The sequence below is a fragment of the Pseudomonas sp. UYEF17 genome (assembly GCF_040546125.1).
Classification (GTDB): domain Bacteria; phylum Pseudomonadota; class Gammaproteobacteria; order Pseudomonadales; family Pseudomonadaceae; genus Aquipseudomonas; species Aquipseudomonas putida_Z.
On the sequence record NZ_JBEPNE010000014.1, the window covers coordinates 53,507 to 75,226 of the forward strand.

Sequence of the window (21,720 nt, forward strand, 5' to 3'; positions counted from 1 at the left end):
CAAGATGTCCAATCAACTCAGTACCGAACAATTGCTGCATGCCTATGAAGTGATGCGCACCATCCGCGCCTTCGAAGAACGCCTGCACGTGGAGTTCGCCACCGGCGAGATCCCCGGCTTCGTCCACCTGTATGCCGGCGAAGAGGCTTCCGCGGCCGGGGTGATGGCCCACCTGCGCGACAGCGACTGCATCGCCTCGACCCACCGCGGTCATGGCCACTGCATCGCCAAGGGCGTGGACGTGTACGGCATGATGGCCGAAATCTACGGCAAGAAGACCGGCGTGTGCGGTGGCAAGGGCGGTTCGATGCATATCGCCGACCTGGAAAAAGGCATGCTCGGCGCCAACGGCATCGTCGGTGCCGGTGCACCGCTGGTAGCCGGGGCCGGGCTGGCTGCCAAGATCAAGGGCAGCGACGATGTGTCGGTGGCCTTCTTCGGCGATGGCGCTTCCAACGAAGGCGCCGTGTTCGAAGCCATGAACATGGCCTCGATCATGAACCTGCCGTGCATCTTCGTGGCCGAAAACAACGGCTACGCCGAAGCCACCGCCTCGACCTGGTCGGTTGCCTGCGACCATATCGCCGACCGCGCGGCCGGGTTCGGCATGCCCGGTGTCACCATCGACGGTTTCGACTTCTTTGCCGTGTACGAGGCCGCCGGTGCTGCCATCGAACGCGCCCGCTCCGGGCAAGGCCCGTCGCTAATCGAGGTCAAGCTCAGCCGCTACTACGGCCATTTCGAAGGCGATGCACAAACCTACCGCGCGCCGGACGAAGTCAAGAACCTGCGCGAATCCCGCGACTGCCTCATGCAGTTCCGCAACAAGACCACCCGCGCCGGCCTGCTCACGGCTGCGCAACTGGACGCCATCGACGCTCGCGTCGAGGACCTGATCGAAGACGCCGTGCGCCGCGCCAAGTCCGATCCCAAGCCACAGCCCGCCGACCTGCTCACCGACGTCTACGTCGCCTACCCCTGAGCCGCGGATTACAAGAACAACAGGAGAATCACCATGGCAAGAAAGATCAGCTACCAGCAGGCCATCAACGAAGCCCTGGCCCAGGAAATGCGCCGCGACAATACGGTGTTCATCATTGGCGAAGACGTTGCCGGCGGCGCCGGTGCCCCCGGCGAGGATGACGCCTGGGGTGGCGTGCTGGGCGTGACCAAGGGCCTTTACCATCAGTTCCCGGGGCGCGTGCTCGACGCGCCGCTGTCGGAAATCGGCTACGTCGGCGCCGCGGTCGGTGCTGCCACCCAGGGCCTGCGCCCGGTGTGCGAGCTGATGTTCGTCGACTTCGCCGGCTGCTGCCTGGACCAGATCCTCAACCAGGCCGCCAAGTTCCGCTACATGTTCGGCGGCAAGGCGGTCACCCCGCTGGTGATGCGCACCATGTACGGCGCCGGCCTGCGCGCGGCGGCCCAGCACTCGCAGATGCTCACCTCGCTGTGGACGCACATTCCCGGCCTGAAGGTGGTCTGCCCGTCCTCGCCGTACGATGCCAAGGGCCTGTTGATTCAGGCGATCCGCGACAACGACCCGGTGATCTTCTGCGAGCACAAGCTGCTCTACAGCATGCAAGGCGAGGTGCCGGAAGAGGTTTACACCGTGCCGTTCGGTGAAGCCAACTTCCTGCGCGATGGTGACGACGTGACCCTGGTCACCTATGGCCGCATGGTGCATGTGGCGCTGGAAGCAGCCAACAACCTGGCCCGCCAGGGTATCGACTGCGAGGTGCTGGACCTGCGCACCACCAGCCCGCTGGACGAGGACAGCATCCTGGAAAGCGTGGAAAAGACCGGCCGCCTGGTGGTGATCGACGAAGCCAACCCGCGTTGCTCCATGGCCACCGACATCAGCGCGCTGGTGGCACAGAAGGCCTTCGGCGCGCTCAAGGGCCCGATCGAAATGGTCACCGCCCCGCATACTCCCGTGCCGTTCTCCGATGCATTGGAAGACCTGTACATCCCTGACGCGGCGAAGATCGAGGCTGCGGTACGCAAAGTGATCGAAGCCGCAAGGAGTGCCGCATGAGCCAGATCCATACCCTGACCATGCCCAAGTGGGGCCTGTCGATGACCGAGGGCCGGGTGGACACCTGGCTGAAACAGGAAGGTGACGAAATCAACAAGGGCGACGAGGTGCTGGACGTCGAGACCGACAAGATCAGCAGCAGCGTCGAAGCCCCGTTCAGCGGAGTGTTGCGCCGCCAGGTGGCCAAACCGGATGAAACCCTGCCGGTCGGTGCCCTGCTGGCGGTGGTGGTGGAAGGCGAAGCCGAAGAAGCTGAAATCGATGCCGTGGTGCAGCGCTTCCAGGCCGAGTTCGTCGCCGAGGGTGGCGCCGACCAGGCCCAGGGGCCGGCCCCGCAGAAGGCGCAAGTGGGGGGCCGCCTGCTGCGCTGGTTCGAGCTGGGCGAAGGCGGCACGCCACTGGTGTTGGTGCACGGTTTTGGCGGCGACCTCAACAACTGGCTGTTCAACCACCCGGCGCTGGCTGCCGAGCGACGGGTGATCGCCCTCGACCTGCCGGGCCATGGCGAGTCGGCCAAGGCCCTGCAACGGGGCGACCTGGATGAGTTGAGCGAAACCGTGCTGGCCCTGCTCGACCACCTGGACATCGCCAAGGCCCACCTGGCCGGCCACTCCATGGGCGGCGCGGTCAGCCTGAACGTGGCGCGCCTGGCGCCGCAGCGGGTGGCCAGCCTGAGCCTGGTGGCCAGTGCCGGGCTGGGCGAGGCGATAAACGGGCAGTACCTGCAAGGCTTCGTCGCTGCCGCCAACCGCAATGCCCTCAAGCCGCAGATGGTGCAGCTGTTTGCCGACCCGGCACTGGTCACCCGGCAGATGCTGGAGGACATGCTCAAGTTCAAGCGCCTGGAAGGGGTGGACGACGCGTTGCGCCTGTTGGCATCGGCCATCGCCGACGGCGACCGGCAGCGCCACGACCTGCGCGGGGTGCTGGGGCAGCACCCGGCCCTGGTGGTGTGGGGCGGCAAGGACGCGATCATCCCGGCCAGCCATGCCGAAGGGCTGGAGGCTGAAGTGCTGGTGCTGCCCGAGGCTGGGCACATGGTGCAGATGGAGGCGGCCGAACAGGTCAACCAGCAACTGCTCGCGTTCCTGCGCAAGCACTAAGCCCTTTCCGTGAGCCTGGAGAACAACAATGAATGACCTGAGCCACACCCACATGCGTGCCGCCGTCTGGCATGGCCGCAATGATATTCGCGTCGAACAGGTGCCCCTGCCGGCCGACCCTGCGCCCGGCTGGGTGCAGATCAAGGTGGACTGGTGCGGAATCTGCGGCTCCGACCTGCACGAATACGTCGCCGGCCCGGTATTCATCCCGGTGGAGGCACCACACCCGCTGACCGGCATCCAGGGCCAGTGCATCCTCGGCCACGAGTTCTGCGGCCAGATCGCCAAGCTGGGTGAAGGCGTGGAAGGTTTTGCCGTCGGTGACCCGGTGGCTGCGGACGCCTGCCAGCATTGCGGCACCTGCTACTACTGCACCCACGGCCTGTACAACATCTGCGAGCGCCTGGCCTTCACCGGCCTGATGAACAACGGCGCCTTTGCCGAACTGGTCAACGTGCCCGCCAACCTGCTGTACCGGCTGCCGCAGGGTTTCCCGGCAGAGGCCGGGGCGCTGATCGAACCGCTGGCGGTGGGCATGCATGCGGTAAAGAAGGCCGGTAGCCTGCTTGGCCAGACGGTGGTGGTGGTCGGCGCCGGCACCATCGGCCTGTGCACCATCATGTGTGCCAAGGCGGCAGGCGCGGCGCAGGTGATCGCCCTGGAAATGTCCTCGGCACGCAAGGCCAAGGCCAAAGAGGTTGGCGCCAGCGTGGTGCTGGACCCAAGCCAGTGCGACGCCCTGGCGGAAATCCGCAAGCTGACTGCCGGGCTGGGGGCGGATGTGAGTTTTGAATGCATCGGCAACAAGCACACGGCCAAGCTGGCCATCGACACCATCCGCAAGGCGGGCAAGTGCGTATTGGTGGGGATATTCGAGGAGCCTAGCGAGTTCAACTTCTTCGAACTGGTGTCCACCGAAAAGCAGGTGCTGGGAGCGTTGGCGTACAACGGCGAGTTTGCCGATGTGATTGCCTTCATCGCTGACGGCAGGCTGGACATTCGCCCGCTGGTGACCGGGCGGATCGGGCTGGAGCAGATTGTCGAGCTGGGCTTCGAGGAGTTGGTCAACAACAAGGAGGAGAACGTGAAGATCATCGTTTCGCCAGGCGTGCGCTGATTGCACCTCAAAGGCAACACGGAACCTGTGGGAGCGGGCGTGCCCGCGAAGCAGGCAACGCGGTGCCTGGCACCGGCTTCGCCGGTGTTCGCGGCTAAAGCCGCTCCCACAGGTATTGCGCAAAGCTGAAAGTCCCCGCAATACCTGTGGGAGCGGGCGTGCCCGCGAATCAGGCAACTCGGTGGATGGCACCGGCTTCGCCGGTGTTCGCGGCTAAAGCCGCTCCCACAGGTATTGCGCAAAGTTGAAAGTCCCCGCAAAACCTGTGGGAGCGGGTTCACCCGCGAAGCAGGCGACGCGGTGCATGGCACCGGCTCCGCCGGTGTTCGCGGCTAAAGCCGCTCCCACAGGTATTGCGCAAAACTGAAAGTCACCGCTCCCACAGGTTCCGTGCCAGCTTTTGGATGCAGTGCAGGCTCGAGAGCTGCGCCAGCACATGCCTTCGCTGTTTCAGGATCCCATTCTGCGTCATACTCGGCAGACCTATTGCCCGGTTCTCGCCATGCGTTCACTGCTCCCCGTCACCCTGGTCCTGCTGCTCGCCGCCTGCGGCGATGGCGAATCGCTGCTCCCGCCGGACGCGCGCCTGCCTGACGGTGGGCGGTACCGGGGGCAGGTGGTCGATGGCCTGCTGCAAGGCGAGGGACGGATCGACTACCCCAACGGCAGCTGGTACGCCGGTACCTTCAAGGACGGCCAATGGCACGGCCAGGGCGAATGGCACGGCCGCAACGGCGAGGTCTACCGCGGCCAGTTCGCCGCAGGGCTGTTCCAGGGGCTAGGTGAGCTGAACACCCCGGGCAGCCACTATGCCGGCACCTTCAGCCACGGCCGCCGCGACGGCGAAGGCACCCTCAAGCAAGCCGACCAGACCTACCGCGGCCAGTTCAAGGACGACCTGTACGAAGGCGCCGGCGAGCTGGAACTGGCCGACGGCAGCCGCTATCAGGGCCTGTTCGCCAAGGGCAAGCCCAACGGTGCCGGGGTGCGCAGCGATGCCAGCGGCAACCAGTTCAGCGGCCACTTCATCAACGGCCAGCTGGAAGGCAGCGGCACCTACGAGAGCGTCGACGGCGAGCAGTACATCGGTGAGTTCAAGGACAACCGCCTGGAAGGCCGTGGCCGCTACGAAAATGCCGATGGTGATGTGTGGATCGGCGAATTCAAGGACGGCTCGCTGGTCGGCGAAGGCGAACTGCTGGGCAGCGATGGCAGCCACTACAAGGGCACCTTTGCCGACTGGCGCTTGTCGGGCCGGGGCAGCCTGCAACTGGCTGACGGCAGCAAATACATCGGCGGCTTCCTCAACGATGCCTACCACGGCCAGGGCCGGCTGATCCTGGCCAACGGCAAGGTCGAAAGCGGCACCTGGAGCAACGGCGTGCGCGTACGCGACCAGAACGGCAAACTGTTGCCCGACCCGCTGGACCTGGCGCTGCTCAACCAGGGCCGTTTGCTGGACGAAGCGCTGGCCCGGGTACCGCGCTCGGCGCCAGCAGTCCAGCTGTACAGCCTGGTGGTGGGCGGCGATGGCCAGCAGAGCGTGTTCATGCGCGAAGCCGACTACGTCAGCAACATGCTCAAGGTGCGCTTTGGCGCCCGTGGCCAGGTGACCTTGGTCAACCACCGCGATCACATGACCACCCGCCCCATGGCCACGCGTGAAAACCTTACCCGCGCCGCCCGCACCCTGGCCGAGCGCAGCGGCCCCGAAGACCTGGTGTTCATCTACCTCACCAGCCATGGCAGCCACGACCACCAGCTGGTGTTCGACCAACCGCGCCTGCAGCTGGCCGACCTGTCCGCCGACGAACTCGCCAGCGCCCTGGCACCGCTGAAGGACCGCGACAAGGTCATTGTCATATCCGCGTGCTATTCAGGGGGCTATATCGCCCCGCTCAAGGATGAGCGCACGCTGATCATGACCGCCGCCCGGGCCGACCGCGTGTCCTTCGGTTGCTCGGAAGAAGCCGATTTCACCTACTTCGGCGATGCCCTGTTCGCCGAAGCGCTGAACCAGACCGACGACCTGAAACAGGCGTTTGAACTGGCGCGCGCCAGCGTTGCCGAAAGAGAACAAAGGGAAGGTTTCGAGGCCTCCGAACCGCAGCTGTGGGCGCCGCCGAATGTGCTTGAGCACTGGCAGCACCTGCGCCGCCAACAGGCCGAAGAAGCATTGCGTAACGCCGCACAGGCCAACGTGGGGGAACAGGCGCAAACGCCCGGCAACCACTAAGCTTGTGTGTAACAAGGGAGAGACATCATGTATTTGACGCCTCAGCATGTCCTGCTTGCCGGTGCCACGGGTCTGACAGGTGAACACCTGCTCGACCGCCTGCTCAACGAGCCCACCATCACCCGCGTACTGGCGCCAACCCGCCGGCCACTGGCCGAGCACCCGCACCTGGAAAACCCGGTAGGCGACCCGGCGGTGTTCCTTCCACAGCTGGCCGGGCGGGTCGATATCGCCTACTGCTGCCTGGGCACCACGCTGAAGCAGGCCGGTTCCGAGTCGGCCTTCCGCGCGGTGGACCTGGACATGGTGGTGGCGTTCAGCAAGCGCGCCCGGGAGTTGGGCGCACGGCATCTGCTGGTGGTCAGTGCGTTGGGCGCCGACCCGAAATCGTCGGTTTTCTACAACCGGGTCAAAGGCGAGATGGAAGAGGCACTCAAGGCCCAGGATTGGCCGCAGCTGACCATCGTGCGGCCATCGTTGCTGCTGGGCGAGCGGGTCCAGCCGCGGCTCGGCGAACAGTTGGCTTCGCCGTTTGCCAAGCTGATACCCGGGAAGTATCGGGGGATCGAGGCTTGTACCTTGGCCCGGGCGCTGTGGCGGCTGGCGCTGGAGGAAGAGGACGGTGTGCGGATTGTGGAGTCGGATGAGTTGCGCAGGTTGGGCAAGAAATAATCGACCTGGACCTGCGCAGTACTACTTGTAGGAGCGGCCTTGTGTCGCGAAAGGGCCGCACAGCGGCCCCCGGATTTTAGTGTTAGCGCAACAATTGCTGGGGCCGCTTCGCGGCCCTTTCGCGACACAAGGCCGCTCCTACAAAGGTTCGCGATCTGTTCAGAGGCCGCCGGTGGCCTGGAAGCCTACACCGGCTGCCGTGAGCAGCGACAACGGTAACAACAGGGTATCGAGCAACATGCTCCCCGGCAGGTCCAGCCCCGGATACGCCGGCGCATCAGCCCCGTAACGATCCCGCGGGCAGCACCCGCCATTGATCACATACAAGTCCAGCCGGGTACCGGCATACACCACCGGTGCCCCGGGCTTGTTGGCATCCAGCGTGCGCACGGTGGCGCAGCCACCAAGCAGCACCAGCGCCAGCAAACCCGCCAGCGCTCGCTTCAATCATCCACCCCGAAGTGGTGCTCACCCCAGCGCGGCAACATGTCTTGGGGAATGTTCAGCAGGTTGAGGATGCGCGCCACCACGAAGTCGACCAGGTCGTCGATGGTCTGCGGCTGGTGATAAAAGCCCGGCGCCGCCGGCAGGATCACCGCGCCCATCTGCGACAGCTTGAGCATATTCTCCAGGTGGATGGTGGAGAACGGCGCCTCGCGCGGCACCAGGATCAGCTGGCGACGCTCCTTGAGGGTAACGTCGGCAGCACGTTCGATCAGGTTGTTGCAGGCACCGGTGGCAATCGCCGACAAGGTGCCGGTGGAACAGGGCACCACGACCATTGCCGCCGGGGCGCCGGAGCCCGAGGCCACCGGCGACATCCAGTCTTCCTTGCCATACACGCGGATCTGCCCGTCGGCAGCACCGGTATATTCGGTGAGGAAGGCCTGCATCGCCTGTGGCTTGGCCGGCAGCACCACGTCCGTCTCGGTAGCCATCACCAGTTGCGCGGCCTTGGAGATCAGGAAGTGCACCTCGCGGTCCTCACGCACCAGGCAGTCGAGCAGGCGCAGGCCATACTGGGCGCCAGAGGCGCCCGTCATGGCCAGGGTGATGCGTTCCGGCCCGCTCACTTCAGTGCCTCGGCCAGCTTGCCGTGCAGGCCGCCGAAGCCGCCGTTGCTCATGATCACCACATGGGTGCCTGGGCGAGCCTGGCCCTTGACCCGCTCGATGATCGCTTCGAGGCTGTCGGCCACCACGCTGGGCACTTTGCATTGCGCGGCGGTTGCAGCCAGGTCCCAGCCAAGGTTGGCCGGGGCGTACCAGATCACCTGGTCGGCGTCGTTGACGCTTTCCGGCAGGCCGTCACGGTGGGCACCGAGCTTCATCGAGTTGGAACGCGGCTCGATCACGGCGATCACCGGGGCCTCGCCGACGCGCTTGCGCAGGCCGTCGAGGGTGGTGGCGATGGCGGTCGGGTGGTGGGCGAAGTCATCGTAGATGGTCACGCCCTGCACTTCGGCAACCTTCTCCATGCGCCGCTTGACGCTCTTGAAGGCGCTCAGGCCTTCGATGCCCATGGCTGGCACCACGCCTACATGGCGCGCCGCTGCCAGGGTAGCCAGGGCGTTGGCGACGTTGTGCTGGCCAGTCAGCGCCCAGTCCACCACGCCCTGCGCTTCGCCGTCGAACAGCACTTCGAAGCGCGAGCCGTCGGGGCTGAGCAGACGGGCTTGCCACTGGCCACCTTCGCCGGTGGTCTGCACCGGGGTCCAGCAACCCATGCCGATCACCCGTTCCAGCGCCAGCTCGGTGGTGGGGTGGATGACCAGGCCTTCGCTGGGGATGGTGCGCACCAGGTGGTGGAACTGCCGCTCGATCGAGGCCAGGTCGGGGAAAATGTCCGCATGGTCGAACTCAAGGTTATTGAGGATCGCCGTGCGCGGGTGGTAGTGGACGAACTTCGAGCGCTTGTCGAAGAAGGCGCTGTCGTACTCGTCGGCTTCGACCACGAAGAACGGCGTATCGCCCAGGCGCGCCGACACCGAGAAGTTCTGCGGCACACCGCCAATCAGGAAGCCCGGGCTCATGCCGGCATGTTCCAGCACCCAGGCCAGCATGCTGCTGGTCGTGGTCTTGCCGTGGGTACCGGCAACGGCCAGCACCCAGCGGCCCTGCAACACGTGGTCGGCCAGCCACTGCGGGCCGGAAACATAGGGCAGGCCCTTGTTCAGCACGTACTCCACCGCCGGGTTGCCACGCGACATGGCGTTGCCGATGACCACCAGGTCTGGCGCCGGGTCCAGCTGGGCCGGGTCATAGCCTTGGGTCAGCTCGATGCCCTGGGCTTCGAGCTGGGTGCTCATCGGGGGATAGACGTTGGCGTCCGAGCCGGTGACGCGGTGGCCAAGTTCCTTGGCCAGCACCGCCAGCGAGCCCATGAAAGTGCCGCAAATACCGAGAATGTGAATATGCATGGTCGACCTCGCAAAACATCGAGGCAGGGTAGCCCAGGGCGCGACAAATCGCACCAGATGTTTCGCTCAGTCGGCCCTGGTGATGCCGTGTTTGCGCAGTTTTCGATACAAGGTATTGCGGCTGATGCCCAAGTGCTCGGCGACACGGGTGAGGTGCCAGTGTTTTGCCTCTAGCGTCTCCAACAATGCTTGCCGCTCCGCATCCTGTAGGAGCGGCCTTGTGTCGCGATCGGGCTGCGAAGCAGCCCCTGCAAATTGGTCGGCGCGGCTGGGACCCTGGGGCCGCTCTGCGGCCCTTTCGCGACACAAGGCCGCTCCTACAGGGACGGTGCCGTTGCGGAGAATGGCGGGGAGATCAGGGAACATGATCCGGGAGTCTTCGCAAAGTGCCACCAGGGTACGCAGCACGTTGCGCATCTGCCGCACGTTGCCCGGCCAGGCGAAGTCGAGCAGTGCCTGCCGTGCCCTGGGCTCGATATCGATCGGTTCTCCCTGCGCCTCCTGACGCAGCAGAAAGTCCAGCAACTGCGCCTTGTCACTGCGCTCGCGCACCGCAGGCAATGCCACTTCCAGGCCATTAAGCCGGTAATACAGGTCCTCGCGGAAACTGCCCTGCTCCACCCGTTCCAGCAGGTCACGGTGGGTAGCGCTGACAATGCGCACGTCGACCGCCTGCGGCTCGCCACCGATCGGCACCACCTGGCGCTCCTCCAGCACGCGCAACAGGCGGGTTTGCAGGGCCAGTGGCATGTCGCCAATTTCGTCCAGCAGCAAGGTGCCGCCATCGGCCTGCAGCAGCTTGCCGCGCATGCCTTCCTTGCGCGCACCGGTAAAGCTGCCGCCGCGGTAGCCGAACAGTTCGCTCTCGATCAGGCTCTCCGGGATCGAGGCGCAGTTAATGGCGACGAACGGCTTGCCGCGCCGCTCGCTGGCCTGGTGCACGGCCTGGGCAAAGGCCTCCTTGCCACAGCCGGTCTCGCCGCGCAGCAACAGCGGCACATCGCGCTCGAACACCCGCACGCTGCGGCGGAAGTCGTTCTGCAAGGCCGGGTCAAGCAGGCAGATAAGCGGTTCCACTTCCCGTGCGGGTCGCGGCTGGGCGGCCGGCACCGACCACACCGGTGCGCGCGCCTGGCCACGCAGGCTGGCGAACACCTGGCGCCCGTCCAAGGTATGCAGTGGCCAGGCCGTGCTGCCACCGGGCGTGGCGCGGCTGAACAGTTCGTCGTGGCTGCAAGCGAAAAAGCGTTCCAGCGGTTTGCCCAGCACGCCACCACGCACCGTGCCCAGCAGGTTCAGCGCGCTCTGGTTGGCGGCGCAGATGCGCCCGTCACCGTCGAACGCCAGCAGGCCTTCGCTGAACAGGCCGACCGACTCGGCTTGCAGGTGAAAACGCAGCAGCCATTGCTGTTCGAAATGGCGCAGGAAGTAGCAGCTTTCGATCATCTTCGCCGACAGGTTGACCAGGGCCATGGTGTGGAACTGGCTTTGCCGGGAAACGTCGGGCCGCGCCGAAGACACATCCAGCACTGCCAGCAGCTCGCCATGCGGGTCGAACACCGGGCTGGCCGAGCAGGTCAGGCCGGTGTGGCGACCACGGAAGTGCTCGTTCTGGTGAATGGTCAGCGCCTGGCGCTCGACCAGGCAGGTGCCGATGCCGTTGGTGCCCTCGCGCGCCTCGCTCCAGTCAGCGCCCAACCATAGGCCGGCGCGCTCGAAGCTGCGCCGCTCGGTCGGCGCGCTGACACAATTCAGGATCACCCCACGGGCATCGGTCAGCAGCACTGCATGGCCGGCCCCGGAAAGCTGCTGGTGCAGGCTGTTCATTTCATGGTCGGCAATCTGCAGCACCTGGCGCAGGCGCTCGCGGCTTTCCAGCAGGCGCCCATGCTCGAGCACCACCGGGGCCTCGATCACCGACGGGTCGAGGTGGTAGTCCTCCAGGCAGCGCAGCCAGGAGCGGGCGATGGACGGGTCACTGCCGCCCTCCCCGGCCCCACCATGGGCGACGGTATGGACTTGCTGGGCATGGCGACTGAAATGATTGCTCTGCATTGTTGTAGTTCTCCGCAGATAGAGAGTCCCGCCAGCATCCTCCACCCGGGAAGGCTTTGCAATGCACCCTCCGGTTACGTGTCGCAAATGGCACAAAGTGTCACCCCCGCGCGTACCGGCGCTGGCACAGCGACCGTGGGCCAGGCCCAAAGAACCGAGCCAAGTCATTGATTTGCCTGGTGCTCGAAACGCTGGCCCAACCTTTGCTCTACGCTTTCCAACTCCCTAACAAACACAATAGCCAGGAGACACACCATGCGTTACGCACATCCCGGTACCGAAGGCGCGAAGGTTTCCTTCAAGAGCCGCTACGGCAACTACATCGGTGGTGAGTTCGTTCCTCCGGTAAAGGGGCAGTACTTCGAAAATACCTCCCCGGTGAATGGCAAGCTGATCGCTGAATTCCCTCGCTCCACTGCCGAAGACATCGATAAAGCCCTGGATGCCGCCCACGCTGCGGCCGACGCCTGGGGCCGCACTTCAGTGCAGGACCGCTCCAACGTTCTGCTGAAGATCGCCGACCGTATCGAGCAGAACCTCGAACTGCTGGCAATCACCGAAACCTGGGACAACGGCAAGCCGATCCGCGAAACCCTCAATGCCGACATTCCGCTGGCGGTCGACCACTTTCGCTACTTCGCTGGCTGCATCCGCGCCCAGGAAGGCGGCGCCGCGGAAATCAACGAAGGCACCGTGGCCTACCACATCCACGAGCCGCTGGGCGTGGTCGGGCAGATCATCCCGTGGAACTTCCCGATCCTGATGGCCGCCTGGAAGCTTGCCCCGGCACTGGCCGCCGGCAACTGCGTGGTGCTCAAGCCGGCCGAACAGACCCCGCTGGGCATCACCGTGCTGCTGGAAGTGATCGGTGACCTGCTGCCAAAAGGCGTGCTCAACGTGGTGCAAGGCTTTGGCCGCGAAGCCGGTGAAGCACTGGCCACCAGCAAGCGCATCGCCAAGATCGCCTTCACCGGCTCGACCCCGGTCGGCTCGCACATCATGAAATGCGCCGCCGAGAACATCATCCCGTCCACCGTCGAACTGGGCGGCAAGTCGCCGAACGTGTATTTCGAAGACATCATGCAAGCCGAGCCAAGCTTCATCGAGAAGGCGGCCGAAGGCATGGTGCTGGCGTTCTTCAACCAGGGCGAGGTATGCACCTGCCCGTCACGGGCACTGGTACAGGAGTCGATCTACCCGCAGTTCATGGAAGTGGTGATGAAGAAGGTGCTGCAGATCAAGCGCGGCGACCCGCTGGACACCGACACCATGGTCGGCGCCCAGGCCTCGCAACAGCAGTTCGAGAAGATCCTGTCGTACCTCGACATCGCCCAGAAGGAAGGCGCCGAGTTGTTGACCGGCGGCAAGGTCGAGAAATTGGAAGGCTCGCTGGCCACCGGTTACTACATCCAGCCGACCCTGCTCAAGGGCAACAACAAGATGCGCGTGTTCCAGGAAGAAATCTTCGGCCCGGTGGTCAGCGTCACCACCTTCAAGGACGAAGCCGAAGCCCTGGCGATCGCCAACGACACCGAGTTCGGCCTGGGTGCCGGCGTGTGGACCCGCGACATCAACCGTGCCTACCGCATGGGCCGTGGGATCAAGGCTGGCCGCGTGTGGACCAACTGCTACCACCTGTACCCGGCGCATGCCGCGTTCGGTGGCTACAAGAAGTCGGGGGTCGGGCGTGAGACCCACAAGATGATGCTCGACCACTATCAGCAGACCAAGAACCTGCTGGTGAGCTACGACATCAATCCGTTGGGCTTCTTCTAAACCGCGTCGCGGCCTTCGCGGGCTCGCCCACTCTCACAGGTATTGCGCCGGTCTTGAAACTTGTGCAGTCCCTGTGGGAGCGGGCAAGCCCGCGAAGAGGCCAGGCCTGCATATACAAAACCCAGAGCGGTAACCGTGCACCAACCGCTCTGGCTCGCTTCCTGCAGTACCCATCACCATCGGCCCGGAACCCGTCCGGCCACCAAGAAAAACAACAGGTGAATCTATGCCAAGCGATCATTCCGCCGGCTCGCCGGCAGGCTCTTCCGTCGATTTCGAAAAAGTCGGCTCGGACTACTTCCAGCAACGTGAACTGAAAAAAGGCGCCGCCGGCTGGGTCCTGCTGGTCGGCCTGGGCGTGGCCTACGTCATCTCCGGCGACTATGCCGGCTGGAACTTCGGCCTGGCCCAGGGCGGCTGGGGCGGCATGTTCCTCGCCACCCTGCTGATGGCCACCATGTACCTGTGCATGTGCTTCTCGCTGGCCGAACTGTCGTCGATGATCCCCACCGCAGGCGGCGGCTACGGCTTTGCCCGCAGCGCATTCGGCCCCTGGGGCGGCTTCCTCACCGGGACGGCGATCCTCATCGAGTACGCCATCGCCCCCGCCGCCATCGCGGTGTTCATCGGCGCCTACTGCCAGTCACTGTTCGGCATCGGCGGCTGGATGATCTACCTGGCGTTCTACATCGTGTTCATCGGCATCCACATCTTTGGCGTGGGTGAGGCGTTGAAGCTGATGTTCATCATCACCGCCATCGCCGCCATCGCCCTGGCCGTGTTCCTGGTGAGCATGGTGCCCCATTTTGATGCAGCCAACCTGTTCGACATCGCCAAAACGGACGCCGTGGGCGCCAGCAGCTTCCTGCCGTTCGGCTATGTCGGCGTGTGGGCGGCCATCCCCTATGCCATCTGGTTCTTCCTCGCCGTAGAGGGCGTGCCGCTGGCTGCCGAAGAAACCAAGAACCCCAAGCGTGACCTGCCACGCGGCCTGATCGGCGCCATGCTGGTGCTGCTGGCCTTCGCCCTGCTGATCCTGGTGGTCGGCCCCGGCGGCGCAGGCTCCGAAGCACTGAAAGCGTCCGGCAACCCGCTGGTAGAGGCCTTGTCCAAAGCCTACGGCGGTAGCACCTGGATGGGCGGTTTCGTCAACCTGGTCGGCCTGGCCGGGCTGATCGCCAGCTTCTTCTCGATCATCTACGCCTACTCCCGGCAGATCTTCGCCCTGTCCCGCGCCGGCTACCTGCCGCGCAAGCTGTCGGAAACCAACAAGAGCAAGGCCCCGGTACTGGCCTTGGTCATCCCCGGGATCATCGGCTTTGCCCTGTCGCTGACCGGCCAGGGTGACCTGCTGATCCTGGTAGCGGTGTTCGGCGCTACCCTGTCGTACGTGCTGATGATGGCCGCGCACATCACCCTGCGCATCCGCCGGCCGAAGATGGAGCGCCCATACCGCACCCCCGGTGGCATCTTCACCTCGGGCCTGGCACTGGTACTGGCCTGCATCGCCGTGGTCGCCGGTTTCCTGGTCGACCCACGGGTGGTGATTGGCGCCGCAGTGATCTATGCGGTATTAATTGCCTACTTTGCTTTCTACAGCCGCCACCACCTGGTCGCGGGTACACCGGAAGAGGAATTCGCCGCGATCCAGAAGGCCGAAGAGGCCCTGCACTGATCGCCGCCACCCGCCGCGGGGCAACCCGCGGCTCTGGAGAGTCTGTATGGCAAGTTTCGTACACACGGTCGGCCACCTGGTCTACCGCTTCGACAGCCTCAAGGAAGTGATGGCCAAGGCCAGCCCCGCCCGCTCGGGGGACTACCTGGCGGGCGTCGCGGCCAGCAACGACGGCGAACGGGTCGCCGCACAAATGGCCCTGGCCAATATCCCGCTGACCCATTTCCTCAACGAAGCGCTGATCCCTTACGAAGATGATGAGGTAACACGCCTGATCATCGACACCCACGATGCCCAGGCCTTTGCCCCGGTCAGCCACCTGACCGTGGGTGGCCTGCGCGACTGGCTGCTGAGCGAAGAGGCCAACGAGGACAGCCTGCGCAACCTGGCACCCGGGCTGACGCCGGAAATGGCCGCCGCGGTATCGAAGATCATGCGCGTGCAGGACCTGGTGCTGGTGGCACAGAAGATCCGCGTGGTCACCCGGTTCCGTGGCACCATGGGCCTGCGCGGGCGCCTGTCGACCCGGCTGCAGCCCAACCACCCCACCGACGAGCCAGCCGGCATCGCCGCCAGCATTCTCGACGGCCTGCTGTACGGTAACGGCGACGCCATGATCGGCATCAACCCGGCCACCGACAGCATCGCCTCGATCTGCGCCCTGCTGGAAATGCTCGACGCCATCATCCAGCGCTACGACATCCCCACCCAGGCCTGCGTGCTGACCCACGTCACCACCTCGATCGAGGCGATCAACCGTGGCGTGCCACTGGACCTGGTGTTCCAGTCCATCGCCGGCACCGAGGCGGCCAACGCCGGGTTCGGCATCAACCTGAACGTGCTGCAGGAAGGCTACGAAGCGGGCCTTTCGCTGAAACGCGGCACCCTCGGGCAGAACCTGATGTACTTCGAAACCGGCCAGGGCAGCGCGCTGTCGGCCAACGCCCACCACGGCGTCGACCAGCAGACCTGTGAAACCCGCGCCTATGCCGTGGCCCGCCACTTCAAGCCGTTTCTGGTCAACACCGTGGTCGGTTTCATCGGCCCGGAGTACCTGTACAACGGCAAGCAGATCATCCGCGCCGGCCTCGAAGACCACTTCTGCGGCAAGCTGCTGGGAGTGCCGATGGGTTGCGACATCTGCTACACCAACCACGCCGAGGCCGACCAGGATGACATGGACACCCTGCTGACCCTGCTGGGCGTGGCCGGGATCAACTTCATCATGGGCATCCCCGGCTCCGACGACATCATGCTCAACTACCAGACCACCTCGTTCCACGACGCGCTGTACGCGCGCCAGACCCTGGGCCTGAAGCCCGGGCCGGAATTCGAGGCATGGCTGGCCCGCACCGGCATCTTCACCCAGGCCGATGGCCGGGTGCGCTTTGGTGACAACCTGCCGCCGGCCTTCCGCCAGGCCTTGGCACAGCTTGCATAGGGATGACCATGGACCACCGCACGCCTACCCCCGACAACCCTTGGCTGGCCCTGCGCAACCTGACCCCGGCGCGCATAGCCCTGGGCCGCACCGGCACCAGCCTGCCGACCGGTGCGCAGCTGGACTTCCAGTTTGCCCACGCCCAGGCCCGCGACGCCGTGCACCTGGCCTTCGACCATGCCGGCCTGGCTACACAGCTGAGTGACCGCGGGCGCGAAAGCCTGGTGCTGCACAGCGCCGCCAGCGACCGCAACCAGTACCTGCAACGCCCGGACCTGGGGCGACGGCTGAACGAAGATTCGGTTGCCGCGCTGCGCCAGCACGCCCAGGCCAACCCCGGCGGGGTCGACCTGGCCATCGTCGTCGCTGACGGCCTGTCGGCACTGGCCGTGCACCGCCACACCCTGCCGTTCCTGGCGCGTTTCGAGGAACAGGCCGCCGCCGATGGCTGGACCAGCGCCCCGGTGGTGCTGGTGCAGCAGGGCCGCGTGGCAGTGGCCGACGAGGTTGGTGAACTGCTGGGCGCACGAATGACGGTGATGCTGATCGGCGAACGCCCGGGGCTCAGCTCGCCCGACAGCCTTGGCCTGTACTTCACCTATGCACCGAAGGTCGGCCTGACCGATGCCTACCGCAACTGCATTTCCAACATCCGCCTGGAGGGCCTGAGTTATGGCATGGCGGCGCACCGCTTGCTGTACTTGATGCGCGAAGCCTGCCGGCGCCAGCTTTCCGGGGTGAATCTGAAGGACGAAGCCGAGGTCCATAGCCTGGAGAGTGAACACAGCACCGGCCAGAAAGGTAACTTCCTGCTCGGCAAAGGGTAAAAAACATGTCACGGAAGGCGGATTGCACTTGCACCGCGCATTGGGCAGCATGCCCTTGAAGGCTGATGGCAATCCGCTGTTTCCCCTAATGGACTCTGAGGGCCGCACATGCGCATTATCAAGGCAACCCTGGAACACCTCGACCTGCTCACGCCGATGTTCGTCAAATACCGTGAGTTCTATGGGCAGCTACCCTACCCTGACAGCTCGCGCAGTTTCCTGGAAAAGCGCCTGAAGCGGGATGAGTCGGTGATCTACCTGGCGCTACCCGATGATGACGACGGCAAACTGCTGGGATTCTGCCAGCTGTACCCAAGCTACTCATCGCTGTCGTTGAAGCGGGTATGGATTCTCAACGATATCTATGTGGCCGAGGACTCGCGGCGCATGCTGGTGGCCGACCACCTGATGCGCGAGGCGAAGAAAATGGCCAAGGAAACCAACGCCGTGCGCATGCGGGTGTCGACCAGTGCGGACAATGAGGTAGCGCACAAGACTTACGAATCCATCGGGTTTCGTGAGGATAACGAGTTCAAGAGCTATATCCTGCCGATCAGCCAGGATTGACCTGCACCGGCCTCTTCGCGGGTAAACCCGCTCCCACAGGCATAGCGGCGCATCTGAAGTCGGTGCTGTACCTGTGGGAGCGGGTTTACCCGCGAAGAGGCCGGTACAGGAATACCCCCTGCCGTAACCCCCCGCTACAAACTCCCCGGGCATGTTCCTGACTTAGCCGTATAATGGCCCACCTGTCATGTGTGAAAATTTACCCATCCCCAGGTAACCGAGCCTACGCCCAAGAACACAGGTGCTGTACATGGATTTCAACCCGCTGGACCTTATCCTGCATCTCGATGCCTACCTCGATCTGCTGGTAACCAATTACGGTCCCTGGATCTACGCCATCCTCTTCACCGTGATCTTCTGTGAAACCGGGCTGGTGGTCATGCCCTTCCTGCCCGGTGATTCGCTGCTGTTCATTGCCGGCGCCGTGGCCGCCGGTGGCGGCATGGACCCGTTGCTGCTGGCCGGCCTGCTGATGGCCGCCGCAATCCTCGGCGACAGCACCAACTACGTGATCGGCCGCACGGCCGGCGAGCGGTTGTTCAACAACCCCAACTCGAAGATCTTCCGTCGCGACTACCTGCAGCGTACCCACGACTTCTATGAACGCCACGGCGGCAAGACCGTGACCATGGCGCGCTTCCTGCCCATCCTGCGCACCTTTGCACCGTTCGTCGCCGGCATCGCCCACATGCACTACCCGCGCTTCCTCGGTTTCAGCGTCGCCGGTTCGCTGCTGTGGGTCGGCGGCCTGGTGACCCTGGGCTACTTTTTCGGCAACGTGCCATTCATCAAGCAGCACCTGTCGCTGATGGTGGTGGGCATCATCATCCTGTCGCTGGTGCCGATGATCCTCGGCCTGCTGCGTGGCCGCCTGGGCCGCACGGCCAAGGCCCACTGAAACCTGCCGATGTGGTCGTTCAGCGCCTGGCGGCGCAAGCGCACCCTGGCGCGCTACCCCATCACCCCCCAGCAATGGCAGGCCGTGCGCGAGCGCCTGCCGATGCTGGACGGCATCACGGACGAAGAAGATCGCTGGCTGCGTGAAGCCTGCATCCTGTTCCTGCTCGACAAGCACCTCACCTGCCTGCCCGGCGTCGAGCCGGACGACGAGCAGCGCCTGTTGCTGGCGGCCCAGGCACAGTTGCCGCTGCTGCACCTGGGCGAGCTGAACTGGTACCAGGGTTTCCACGAAATCATCCTCTACCCCGACGACTTCAAGAGCCCCCAGCGCCACCGCGATGCCAGTGGCGTGGAGCACGTATGGGACGGCGAGCACAGCGGCGAGGCCTGGCAGCAGGGCCCGATCATCCTCGCCTGGAACGGCGTGCTGGCAAGCGGTGGCTGGGAGGCCTACAACCTGGTCATCCATGAACTGGCGCACAAGCTCGACATGCTCAATGGCGATGCCAACGGCCTGCCGCCGCTGCACAGCGGCATGCCTGTGGATGAATGGGCAACCGCCATGCAACAGGCATATGACGACCTCAACCGCCAGCTGGACGCCAACCCCGACGCCGAAACCGCCATCGACCCGTATGCCGCGGAGAACCCCGCGGAGTTCTTTGCCGTCACCAGCGAGTACTTCTTTAGTGCCCCCGACCTGCTGCAACAGGCTTATCCACAGGTCTACCGCCAGTTGTCGCTGTTCTACCGCCAGGACCCACTGGCGCGCCTGTGCCGGCTGCAGGCCGAACACCCGGAATACCGCGAAAGCCACGCCTGACGGGGCCGCACATCAGGCCAGGCGTGGCATGCCCATGCAGAATGTGCCTATAATCGCCGCCACTTTTTTGGTCAAACACGGGGGCACTGCCCAATGAGCTACAGCAAGATTCCGGCGGGCAAAGACCTGCCGAACGACATCTACGTCGCCATCGAGATCCCGGCCAACCACGCGCCGATCAAATACGAGATCGACAAGGACAGCGATACCCTGTTCGTCGACCGTTTCATGGCTACCCCGATGTTCTACCCAGCCAACTACGGCTTCATCCCGAACACCCTGGCCGATGACGGTGATCCGCTGGACGTGCTGGTCGTTACCCCTTACCCGGTAGCCCCAGGTTCGGTTATCCGCGCCCGTCCGGTCGGCGTGCTGAACATGACCGACGACGGCGGCGGCGACGCCAAGGTCATCGCTGTTCCTCACGACAAGCTGTCGCAGCTGTACGTCGACGTGAAGGAATACACCGACCTGCCAGCCCTGCTGATCCAGCAGATCGAGCACTTCTTTGCCAACTACAAAGATCTCGAGAAGGGCAAGTGGGTCAAGATCGAAGGCTGGGAAGGCGCTGACGCCGCCCGCGCCGCGATCACCAAATCGGTTGCTGCCTACAAGGGCTGATGCCGGTTGCATGAAGAACCCCGCCCAGGCGGGGTTTTTTTATGCCTGATGGATGGCTGGCCTTCCCACCCGTTGTGAAGACGGCCTGTGGGTTGGTGGCCTGTGGGAGCGGCCTTGCGTCGCGATGGGGCGCGAAGCGGCCCCCAATACATCCCGCACGATTTACCTGAAAGACCGCGTTGCCTGATTTGCGGCCGCTGCGCGCCCGATCGCGACGCAAGGCCGCTCCCACAGACCGCACACAGCCCCCCCACAGAAATCGCGCCGCTGCTCGATGCGGTAATAAATCCTACGCAGTCCTACTCCAACGCCCTACAAACAGGCGCTTTTCACACAAGCCTCATCAACATCCGGTTCATATCCTTGCTGGCACCCCGCCGCTACACTCGCCGCCATGAACACATCCGGCGACCGACTCAAAGCCCTCCTCCACGAATGTGGCCTGACCTCTTCCGATTTCGCCGCCCAGCGCAGCGTCACCCCCCAGCACGTCAACAACTGGCTCAAGCGCGGCGTGCCTTTGGCCCGGCTGGACGAAATGGCCGACCTGTTCTGCGTGCATCGTCGCTGGTTACGCACGGGCGAAGGCCCCAAACACCACAACCCGATCCTGCGCAGCTGCCCGCCAGGGCCGGCGCCCGCCAACCCGCGCACGCCGCTGTCGGCGCAAGGCGGCCGGGCACTGAAGGTGCCCTTTTACGAATTGCACAACGGCCTGCTGTCGCCCGTGGCGGGCAAGCACATGTGCCTGCCCGCAAAAGCCCTGAAAGGGTTGGGAGTGCATGCCGACAACGCCATCTGCCTGGCAATGCCCGCCAGCAACATGACACCGCTGATTCCGCTGCAGGCCACCCTGGCCATCGACCTGGGCATGACCCAGGTGTTTGAGGGCGAAACCTATGCCCTGCTGCACAACGGCGTGCTCAGGGTGAACAACCTCAGCCTCGGCCAGCACGGCACGCTGTACCTGCACAGCCATGATCGGCGCAACTATGCGGTCGAACGCTACACCACCGCCCAGCGCCAGACACAAGGGCTGGAGATTCTGGGCTGGGTGTTCCACTGGTCGCATTTCCGCCAGCAACGGCCCGACTGAAACAACCTGTGCCATTTTTTGCTGGGCATCCTGCGCGCGCCCTTGTATGCTACGCCGCACATTCAGCCCCGACCGGCGCGAGCCGCGGTCCAGAGGGCTCGGCGATATCCCACACGGGCATCTGCCATCTCTTTCAGGCCCTTGATGGCCACACAGTTAAGGCGATTGCGGCTTACCATAAATTAGTCGGAAGCGTCCCCGAGAAGCCGGCCACAAGCCGGCTTTTTAATGCCCGCCATTCTCATCCTCTGAAACTTTCTGCGGCCTTTCCATCGCCGGGGAATCGCCGCTGCGTGAGCGAAAAAAATCTCATTCGCCATTTATCTGACACCACACTAACACTCATCCGAAAAT

19 protein-coding genes are annotated in these 21,720 nt (G+C 64.4%); 15 read left to right on the top strand and 4 right to left on the bottom strand.

Translation table 11 applies throughout. The annotated features are described in order from the left end of the window. Positions 1-4: 4 nt before the first annotated feature. The 6 genes from ABIB24_RS19285 to ABIB24_RS19310 all read left to right on the top strand — a co-directional run bounded on the left by ABIB24_RS19285 (position 5) and on the right by ABIB24_RS19310 (position 7,166). Positions 5-982, top strand: a complete 978-nt coding sequence (locus ABIB24_RS19285; RefSeq protein ID WP_085592049.1) for a thiamine pyrophosphate-dependent dehydrogenase E1 component subunit alpha — start codon at positions 5-7, stop codon at positions 980-982. A 33-nt stretch (positions 983-1,015) separates the two neighbouring features. Then, positions 1,016-2,038 (top strand): alpha-ketoacid dehydrogenase subunit beta, encoded by a 1,023-nt coding sequence (locus ABIB24_RS19290; protein ID WP_013970705.1) that lies wholly within the window; start codon positions 1,016-1,018, stop codon positions 2,036-2,038. After that, positions 2,035-3,141, top strand: a complete 1,107-nt coding sequence (locus tag ABIB24_RS19295; RefSeq protein WP_274078656.1) for an acetoin dehydrogenase dihydrolipoyllysine-residue acetyltransferase subunit — start codon at positions 2,035-2,037, stop codon at positions 3,139-3,141. Before ABIB24_RS19290 ends, ABIB24_RS19295 begins: the two co-directional genes overlap by 4 nt. A gap of 52 nt (positions 3,142-3,193) precedes the next feature. Beyond that, complete coding sequence (locus ABIB24_RS19300; protein WP_230386520.1) at positions 3,194-4,258, top strand: 2,3-butanediol dehydrogenase; 1,065 nt, start codon at positions 3,194-3,196, stop codon at positions 4,256-4,258. Between the two features lie 502 nt (positions 4,259-4,760). Beyond that, entirely contained in the window at positions 4,761-6,494 is a 1,734-nt protein-coding gene (locus ABIB24_RS19305; protein WP_274078657.1) for a C13 family peptidase, read from the top strand. A 27-nt stretch (positions 6,495-6,521) separates the two neighbouring features. Continuing rightward, on the top strand, positions 6,522-7,166 hold the full coding sequence (locus ABIB24_RS19310) for an oxidoreductase (protein WP_085591948.1): 645 nt from the start codon (positions 6,522-6,524) through the stop codon (positions 7,164-7,166). A gap of 159 nt (positions 7,167-7,325) precedes the next feature. Here ABIB24_RS19310 and ABIB24_RS19315 read toward each other — a convergent pair whose 3' ends face one another. The 4 genes from ABIB24_RS19315 to ABIB24_RS19330 form a co-directional block, all read right to left on the bottom strand. Continuing rightward, complete coding sequence (locus tag ABIB24_RS19315) at positions 7,326-7,613, bottom strand: YceK/YidQ family lipoprotein (RefSeq protein WP_085591950.1); 288 nt, start codon at positions 7,611-7,613, stop codon at positions 7,326-7,328. Next, the gene (ubiX, locus tag ABIB24_RS19320; RefSeq protein WP_013970698.1) at positions 7,610-8,239 is read right to left on the bottom strand and encodes a flavin prenyltransferase UbiX; all 630 of its coding nucleotides are present in this window, start codon (positions 8,237-8,239) and stop codon (positions 7,610-7,612) included. The genes ABIB24_RS19315 and ubiX overlap by 4 nt, the downstream gene beginning before the upstream one ends. After that, entirely contained in the window at positions 8,236-9,585 is a 1,350-nt protein-coding gene (mpl, locus tag ABIB24_RS19325; RefSeq protein WP_075044477.1) for a UDP-N-acetylmuramate:L-alanyl-gamma-D-glutamyl-meso-diaminopimelate ligase, read from the bottom strand. Before mpl ends, ubiX begins: the two co-directional genes overlap by 4 nt. Before the next feature lie 66 nt (positions 9,586-9,651). Beyond that, positions 9,652-11,640, bottom strand: a complete 1,989-nt coding sequence (locus tag ABIB24_RS19330) for a sigma-54-dependent Fis family transcriptional regulator (protein ID WP_274078658.1) — start codon at positions 11,638-11,640, stop codon at positions 9,652-9,654. Positions 11,641-11,895: 255 nt separating this feature from the next. On the opposite strand from ABIB24_RS19330, the gene exaC reads away from it, so the two are divergent. From exaC to ABIB24_RS19375, 9 genes are all read left to right on the top strand, one after another. Continuing rightward, the gene (gene exaC, locus ABIB24_RS19335; protein WP_025337551.1) at positions 11,896-13,416 is read left to right on the top strand and encodes an acetaldehyde dehydrogenase ExaC; all 1,521 of its coding nucleotides are present in this window, start codon (positions 11,896-11,898) and stop codon (positions 13,414-13,416) included. A 226-nt stretch (positions 13,417-13,642) separates the two neighbouring features. Then, positions 13,643-15,091 carry an ethanolamine permease gene (gene eat, locus ABIB24_RS19340; protein WP_025337550.1) on the top strand — a complete coding sequence of 483 codons (1,449 nt, stop codon included), beginning with the start codon at positions 13,643-13,645 and terminating at the stop codon, positions 15,089-15,091. A gap of 46 nt (positions 15,092-15,137) precedes the next feature. Beyond that, complete coding sequence (locus tag ABIB24_RS19345; RefSeq protein WP_025337549.1) at positions 15,138-16,532, top strand: ethanolamine ammonia-lyase subunit EutB; 1,395 nt, start codon at positions 15,138-15,140, stop codon at positions 16,530-16,532. A gap of 8 nt (positions 16,533-16,540) precedes the next feature. Beyond that, complete coding sequence (gene eutC, locus ABIB24_RS19350; RefSeq protein WP_025337548.1) at positions 16,541-17,359, top strand: ethanolamine ammonia-lyase subunit EutC; 819 nt, start codon at positions 16,541-16,543, stop codon at positions 17,357-17,359. Positions 17,360-17,467: 108 nt separating this feature from the next. Next, positions 17,468-17,926 carry a GNAT family N-acetyltransferase gene (locus ABIB24_RS19355; protein ID WP_003257044.1) on the top strand — a complete coding sequence of 153 codons (459 nt, stop codon included), beginning with the start codon at positions 17,468-17,470 and terminating at the stop codon, positions 17,924-17,926. A 250-nt stretch (positions 17,927-18,176) separates the two neighbouring features. Then, positions 18,177-18,824, top strand: a complete 648-nt coding sequence (locus ABIB24_RS19360; RefSeq protein WP_025337547.1) for a DedA family protein — start codon at positions 18,177-18,179, stop codon at positions 18,822-18,824. A 9-nt stretch (positions 18,825-18,833) separates the two neighbouring features. Continuing rightward, complete coding sequence (locus tag ABIB24_RS19365) at positions 18,834-19,649, top strand: M90 family metallopeptidase (protein ID WP_025337546.1); 816 nt, start codon at positions 18,834-18,836, stop codon at positions 19,647-19,649. Between the two features lie 93 nt (positions 19,650-19,742). Continuing rightward, positions 19,743-20,270, top strand: coding sequence for an inorganic diphosphatase (ppa, locus tag ABIB24_RS19370; protein WP_003255365.1), 528 nt, complete (start codon positions 19,743-19,745; stop codon positions 20,268-20,270). Between the two features lie 394 nt (positions 20,271-20,664). After that, the gene (locus ABIB24_RS19375) at positions 20,665-21,366 is read left to right on the top strand and encodes an XRE family transcriptional regulator (protein WP_085705921.1); all 702 of its coding nucleotides are present in this window, start codon (positions 20,665-20,667) and stop codon (positions 21,364-21,366) included. Positions 21,367-21,720: the final 354 nt, after the last annotated feature.

Coding starts and splice junctions, on each gene's coding strand:
- eutC (WP_025337548.1), top strand. CDS start 16,541: ATGGACCACCGCACGCCTACCCCCGACAACCCTTGGCTGGCCCTGCGC.
- exaC (WP_025337551.1), top strand. CDS start 11,896: ATGCGTTACGCACATCCCGGTACCGAAGGCGCGAAGGTTTCCTTCAAG.
- ABIB24_RS19295 (WP_274078656.1), top strand. CDS start 2,035: ATGAGCCAGATCCATACCCTGACCATGCCCAAGTGGGGCCTGTCGATG.
- ABIB24_RS19360 (WP_025337547.1), top strand. CDS start 18,177: ATGGATTTCAACCCGCTGGACCTTATCCTGCATCTCGATGCCTACCTC.
- ABIB24_RS19345 (WP_025337549.1), top strand. CDS start 15,138: ATGGCAAGTTTCGTACACACGGTCGGCCACCTGGTCTACCGCTTCGAC.
- ABIB24_RS19365 (WP_025337546.1), top strand. CDS start 18,834: ATGTGGTCGTTCAGCGCCTGGCGGCGCAAGCGCACCCTGGCGCGCTAC.
- ABIB24_RS19300 (WP_230386520.1), top strand. CDS start 3,194: ATGCGTGCCGCCGTCTGGCATGGCCGCAATGATATTCGCGTCGAACAG.
- mpl (WP_075044477.1), bottom strand. CDS start 9,585: ATGCATATTCACATTCTCGGTATTTGCGGCACTTTCATGGGCTCGCTG.
- ABIB24_RS19355 (WP_003257044.1), top strand. CDS start 17,468: ATGCGCATTATCAAGGCAACCCTGGAACACCTCGACCTGCTCACGCCG.
- ABIB24_RS19285 (WP_085592049.1), top strand. CDS start 5: ATGTCCAATCAACTCAGTACCGAACAATTGCTGCATGCCTATGAAGTG.
- ABIB24_RS19310 (WP_085591948.1), top strand. CDS start 6,522: ATGTATTTGACGCCTCAGCATGTCCTGCTTGCCGGTGCCACGGGTCTG.
- ABIB24_RS19290 (WP_013970705.1), top strand. CDS start 1,016: ATGGCAAGAAAGATCAGCTACCAGCAGGCCATCAACGAAGCCCTGGCC.
- ppa (WP_003255365.1), top strand. CDS start 19,743: ATGAGCTACAGCAAGATTCCGGCGGGCAAAGACCTGCCGAACGACATC.
- ABIB24_RS19330 (WP_274078658.1), bottom strand. CDS start 11,640: ATGCAGAGCAATCATTTCAGTCGCCATGCCCAGCAAGTCCATACCGTC.
- ABIB24_RS19375 (WP_085705921.1), top strand. CDS start 20,665: ATGAACACATCCGGCGACCGACTCAAAGCCCTCCTCCACGAATGTGGC.
- eat (WP_025337550.1), top strand. CDS start 13,643: ATGCCAAGCGATCATTCCGCCGGCTCGCCGGCAGGCTCTTCCGTCGAT.
- ABIB24_RS19305 (WP_274078657.1), top strand. CDS start 4,761: ATGCGTTCACTGCTCCCCGTCACCCTGGTCCTGCTGCTCGCCGCCTGC.